This window comes from Microbacterium sp. GbtcB4 (genome assembly GCF_019091465.1).
Lineage (GTDB): Bacteria > Actinomycetota > Actinomycetes > Actinomycetales > Microbacteriaceae > Microbacterium > Microbacterium paraoxydans.
This window is the reverse complement of sequence record NZ_JAGXJJ010000076.1, coordinates 1-282: the sequence shown is the minus strand read 5'-3', so window position 1 is coordinate 282 and position 282 is coordinate 1. Positions and strand designations below refer to the sequence as shown.

Sequence of the window (282 nt, the reverse complement as noted above, 5' to 3'; positions counted from 1 at the left end):
TGGGGGGTAGTCCGGGCGGAAGTCGTCCCCCCAGTCGCTGATGCAGTGCGCCCCGCCGCCGACGAGCATGCCGAGCCCCGCCACCAGCGCGGGCAGCTGCTCCTCTCGGAAGGCCGGGTTGTTCAGCCGCTCCGGCGAGACGAGCAGCACGCCGACGTCGTCTCCGGCGAGCCGCTCCTGCACCTCTGCCCACTCGTGGGCGTTCGTCGAGTTGAGCGCCACGGCGCGCACGCCCGCACGCTCGGCCGCGGCGATCTGGTCGCGCATGAGCGCCAGGAGCGG

1 pseudogene is annotated in these 282 nt (G+C 74.1%); it reads right to left on the bottom strand.

The features are described from left to right. Positions 1-282: pseudogene (locus KVS71_RS17340) on the bottom strand (recombinase RecQ); the annotation flags it as partial.